Below are 5,002 nucleotides of genomic sequence, written 5' to 3'. Positions count from 1 at the left end.
GTGGTGGACAACCGCCCCGGCGCCTCCACCAACATCGGCGCGCAGATGGTCGCCACCGCCAAGCCCGACGGCTACACGCTCATGTCGGCCGACAACGCCCTGCTGGCCTACAACGAGCACCTGTTCAGCAAGCTGCCGTTCAGCCCGGAAAAGGACTTCACCTACATCGCCGGCCTGAGCCGCTTTCCGCTCGCCCTGGTGGTGCACCCGGCCTTCGAGGCCAGGACCGTCAAGGACCTGCTGGCCTACGCGCGCGCCAACCCGGGCAAGCTCAACTACGCCTCACCGGGCAACGGCTCGCCGCACCACCTGGCGATGGAGATGTTCAAGAACCGCACGCAGACCTTCCTGACCCACATCCCCTACCGCGGCGCCGCGCCTGCGCTGCAGGACGTGATGGGCGGGCAGGTGCCCTGCATGTTCCTCGACCTGGCCGCCGGCCTGCCGGTGATCCAGGCCGGCAAGGTGCGGGCGCTCGCCATCGGCTCGGCCAAGCGCGTGCCCGGCCTGCCCGACGTGCCCACGCTGGCCGAGGCCGGCGTGCCCAACACCGAGGTCTATGCCTTCCAGGGCGTGCTCGGCCCCGCCGGCCTGCCGCCCGCACTGGTGACCCGCCTCAACACCGAGGTCAACAAGGCCCTGGCCAGCCCGCCGGTGGTCAAGCGCATGCAGGACTTCGGCATGGAGCCCCTGGCCGGCACGCCAGAGCAGTTCCGCGCGATGGCCCGCGCGGAGGCCAAGCGGTGGGGGGAGATCATCAAGGCGGCGGGGGTGAAGCTGGATTGAGGGCGCGCCGATCGCGGCGGGTGCCCAGCGACGCGTGCGCGTTCGCGTGGGCAAGGGGTGAATCCGGCAACGGGGCGGCACTTAAACCGCGCCCCTTCTTTTTTGACGCCGCTTCGCCATGCATTCGATGTCTCGCCAGCGCCCCGCCACCGAATTCCGGCTGGCATGGCTTCGCGCAGGTCGGTCCATCTTGGCGACCGCTGCGTTGGTGGGGTTCGGTGCCGGCCCGGCAGGTGCTGCACCGCAGGCTTTCCCGCGCCAGCTCCACCGCAACCGGCACGAAAACCGGTTCTGCTTTGTGCAAGAGCGGCTGCCCCCTGACGCCGCGCATCCCACAGAGCGCGACACGATCTGGATGGACGCGGTGGGCGGCAGCACCTACCTTGTGACCCGGGCCTGGGTAGACCGTATCCGGCAGGCGTGCCGACGCGTGGGCGTCGCCGTCCGGGTGCCGCGTTTCCCGGCGGTCGTGCGGTAGCGCTGGCGACCCAGGCAGGCGTGCCCCGATCCTGGCTGGGCCGCGGCGAGCGCCAGTGCCACTGGATGCTTTACAAACGGGCGTTCGCCCCCACCTCCGGCAGATTGCCGCGCCAGGAGAGACGGAGCGGCTCCTTGATCGTCCGCAGGCCGGGACGGCGGCCCTGCTCTGGCGCCTGGCGCACCACGCCAACCCATCACTTCCCCCCTGGAGAAAAACCCCATGCTGAATTTCGATTTCCACAACCCCACGCACATCGCCTTCGGAAAAGGCCGCATCGCCGACCTGGACCGGCTGGTGCCGGCACAGGCCAAGGTGCTGATCCTGGTGGGCGGCGCCAGCGCCGAGAAGACCGGTACGCTGGCCGAAGTGCGGGCGGCGCTGGGGGGCCGGCAGCACGCCACGTTCGCGGGCATCGAGCCCAATCCGAGCTATGAAACCTCGATGAACGCCGTGGCGCAGATCCGCGAGGGCGGGTTCGACTTCCTGCTCGCGGTGGGCGGCGGCTCGGTGATCGATGCGGTGAAGTTCATCGCCGCGGCCGTGCCGTTCGAGGCCGGCGACCCGTGGGCCATCCTGGAAAAGCGTGGCAGCAACGTGGCCCGCGCGCTGCCGTTCGGCGCGGTGCTCACCCTGCCCGCCACGGGCTCGGAGATGAACAACGGCGGCGTGATCACGCACCGCGCCAAGGGCGCCAAGCTGGCCTTCGGCAGCCCGCACACCTATCCGGTGTTCTCGGTGCTCGACCCCACCAAGACCTACACGCTGCCGCCGCAGCAACTGGCCAACGGCGTGGTCGATGCCTTCGTGCACACGGTGGAGCAGTACCTCACCTACCCCGTCAACGGCGCGGTGCAGGACCGCTTCGCCGAGGGCATTTTGCAGACGCTGATCGAGATCGGGCCGCGCATCCTGGCCGCGCCCGAGCCGGTGTACGACGACCGCGCCAACCTGATGTGGACCGCCACGCTGGCGCTCAACGGCCTGATCGGCGCGGGCGTGCCGCAGGACTGGGCCACGCACATGATCGGCCACGAGATCACCGCGCTGCACGGCATCGACCATGCGCGCACGCTGGCCGTGGTGCTGCCGTCCCTGCTGCAGGCGCAGCGCGGTGCCAAGCGCGCCAAGCTGCTGCAGTACGGCGAGCGCGTGTGGGGCATCCGCGCCGGCACCGAGGACGAGTGCATCGACGCGGCCATCGCCGCCACGCGCGATTTCTTCGAGCGCATGGGCATTCCCACCCGCCTGTCGGCCTACGGCGTGGGCGCGGACAGCGTGGCCACGCTGGTGGCGCAACTGGAGGCGCACGGCATGGTGCGGCTGGGCGAGCACCGCGACGTGACGCCCGAGGTGAGCCGCCGCGTGCTCGAAGCGGCGCTCTGAACGGGCCCGGCAAGGCCCTGCCAACCCGCGGAGCGCGCGCCATAGGCGGCGGGCTACCGTCTGCGCCCGCGCCCGTTCTTTGCGGGCCCCCTCTTCCATTCGGCGGTGCCGGCCCCATCTGGGGGCAGGCGCTTTCGCTGGCGCTTCTCCTCTTTTTCTGATCTCCCTTTGAAAGCACCGCCATGGCAAAGAAAATCCTGATGGTCCTCACCTCCCACGACCAGCTGGGCGACACCGGCAAAAAGACGGGCTTCTGGCTCGAAGAGTTCGCCGCGCCCTACTACGTGTTCCAGGATGCAGGCGCCGAGATCACGCTGGCCTCGCCCCAGGGCGGGCAGCCTCCGCTGGACCCCAAGAGCGACGAGCCCGATGCGCAGACCGACGCCACGCGCCGCTTCAAGGCCGATACCGAGGCGCAGAAGCACCTGGCCAGCACGCTGCCCCTGTCCGGCATGAACCCCGACCACTTCGACGCCGTGTTCTACCCCGGCGGCCACGGCCCGCTGTGGGACCTGGCGGAAGACGCTCATTCCATCGCGCTGATCGAGAACACGTTCGCCGACCGCAAGCCCCTGGCCCTGGTGTGCCATGCGCCCGGCGTGCTGCGCCACACCAAGACGGTGGGCGGCCAGCCGCTCGTGCAGGGCCGCAAGGTGACCGGCTTCACCAACACCGAGGAAGAGGGCGTGCAGCTCACCAAGATCGTGCCCTTCCTGGTGGAGGACATGCTGAAGGAGCGCGGCGGCCAATACGCCAAGGGCCCCGACTGGGCGCCTTTCGTGCTGACCGACGGCCTGCTGGTGACGGGGCAGAACCCCGCATCGTCCGAGCCGGCGGCGCACGCGCTGCTCAAGCTGCTGGGCTGAGCCGGGCTGCTTGCCTGCAGGGGCAGGCGGCTCCGATTCAAGCGCGCTGCAGCGGCGCCGGCCCACGGCGAGGGGCGGCGTGCCGGTGCAAAACGGCACTGCAACAGTGCGTTGCTGGTGCGGAAAATGGATGAGCGAATGGGGCCGCTTTCCGCATCTGCTGCGCAGCTCCTGCTGCTGCCATGGATGGGCAGCCGGCGAGCAGGGCTTTTCGCATGCCGGGATATGATGACCGTCGTTTCAATGCCACAGCCTGTGTGAAGGTCTGCCCACGATGACACGCCGCGTCACGATCCAAACGCCATTGGGAGAACAGCTGCAGTTTCGCCGCTTGCAGGGCAAGGAATCCTTGAGCGAGCTGTTTGTATTGGATGTGGATCTGCTGAGCGAGAGCAAGTCCCTCGACCCCAAGGCGTTGCTGGGCAAGCACGCCACGGTGGAGGTGGAGACCGAAGGCGGCGGCCGGCGCTACCTGGACGGCATCGTCACCCGCTTCGGCCTGCAAGGCGAAGACCACCGGTATTACTCTTACCGCCTGCGCCTGCAGCCCTGGCTGTGGCTGGCCACGCGCAAGAGCGACTTCAAGATATTCCAGAACAAGACCGTCCCCGACATCATCGAAGAGGTGCTCGGCAAATACGGCCACCCCCTGCAAAAGCGGCTCACGCGGGCGTATCGCAGCTGGGACTACTGCGTGCAGTACGGCGAGACCGACTGCGCCTTCGTCTCGCGCCTGATGGAGCATGAGGGCATCTACTACTACCACCAGCACAGCGCCGGCCAGCACATCCTGACCCTGGCCGACGACATCGTCGCCTCGCACAGCCCGCTGCCCGGGGCCGCCGTCATCCCCTTCTACCCGCCCGAGAAGGCCGCCGTTGCCGACAAAGAGAACATCCACGCCTGGGAGCTGCACCAGGCCATCCATTCGGGGCGGCACTACAACGACGACTACGACTTCAAGAAGCCGCGCGCGGACCTGTCCAACATGCGCCAGACCCCGCCGGGGCATGCGCACGACGCCCACGAAATCTACGAATGGCCGGGCGGCTACACCGAATTCGGTGACGGCGAAGCCTATGCCCGGGTGCGGCTGCAGGAAAGCCTCACCGGGCACAGCACCGTGCGGGGCCAGTCGCGCCACCGGGCGCTCGCCCCGGGCTACACCTTCACGCTGGAGAACTACCCGCGCGAGGACCAGAACCAGCAATACCTGCTCACCGGCCTGGAATACCACTTCAAGGAAAACCCCCAGGTCAGCGCTGCGGCCCCGGGCCCCAAGGGCACGGCGCAGGAAGAAGGCTCGTTCCAGCGGTTCACCCTGCTGGCCCAGCCCACCAGCGTGCCCTACACCCCCGCGCGCACCACGCCGAAACCCAGGACCACCGGCCCGCAGACCGCCGTCTCGTCGGCCCGCCGGGCGAGGAGATCTGGCCCGACCAGTACGGGCGCGTCAAGGTGCAGTTCCACTGGGACCGGGTGGGCG

3 protein-coding genes and 1 pseudogene are annotated in these 5,002 nt (G+C 68.9%); all 4 read left to right on the top strand.

Annotated elements, in window-relative coordinates; genetic code table 11:
- Positions 1-786, top strand: a 786-nt coding sequence (locus AC27KI_RS18425) for a Bug family tripartite tricarboxylate transporter substrate binding protein (RefSeq protein ID WP_487115147.1), incomplete at its 5' end; no start/stop codon positions are given.
- Between the two features lie 700 nt (positions 787-1,486).
- A complete protein-coding gene (locus AC27KI_RS18420; RefSeq protein WP_487115145.1) occupies positions 1,487-2,650 on the top strand; it encodes an iron-containing alcohol dehydrogenase in 1,164 nt (387 codons plus the stop codon).
- A 182-nt stretch (positions 2,651-2,832) separates the two neighbouring features.
- Entirely contained in the window at positions 2,833-3,516 is a 684-nt protein-coding gene (locus AC27KI_RS18415) for a type 1 glutamine amidotransferase domain-containing protein (protein WP_284431123.1), read from the top strand.
- A gap of 274 nt (positions 3,517-3,790) precedes the next feature.
- Positions 3,791-5,002: pseudogene (locus AC27KI_RS18410) on the top strand (type VI secretion system Vgr family protein); the annotation flags it as partial.

This window comes from Acidovorax sp. KPB24-03 (genome assembly GCF_057546605.1).
The sequence above is the reverse complement of the archived record's forward strand: the minus strand, read 5'-3'. Positions and strand labels throughout refer to the sequence as shown.

What these genes read in the sequence shown, in the direction of transcription:
- AC27KI_RS18420 (WP_487115145.1), top strand. Translation starts at nt 1,487, where the DNA reads ATGCTGAATTTCGATTTCCACAACCCCACGCACATCGCCTTCGGAAAA.
- AC27KI_RS18415 (WP_284431123.1), top strand. Translation starts at nt 2,833, where the DNA reads ATGGCAAAGAAAATCCTGATGGTCCTCACCTCCCACGACCAGCTGGGC.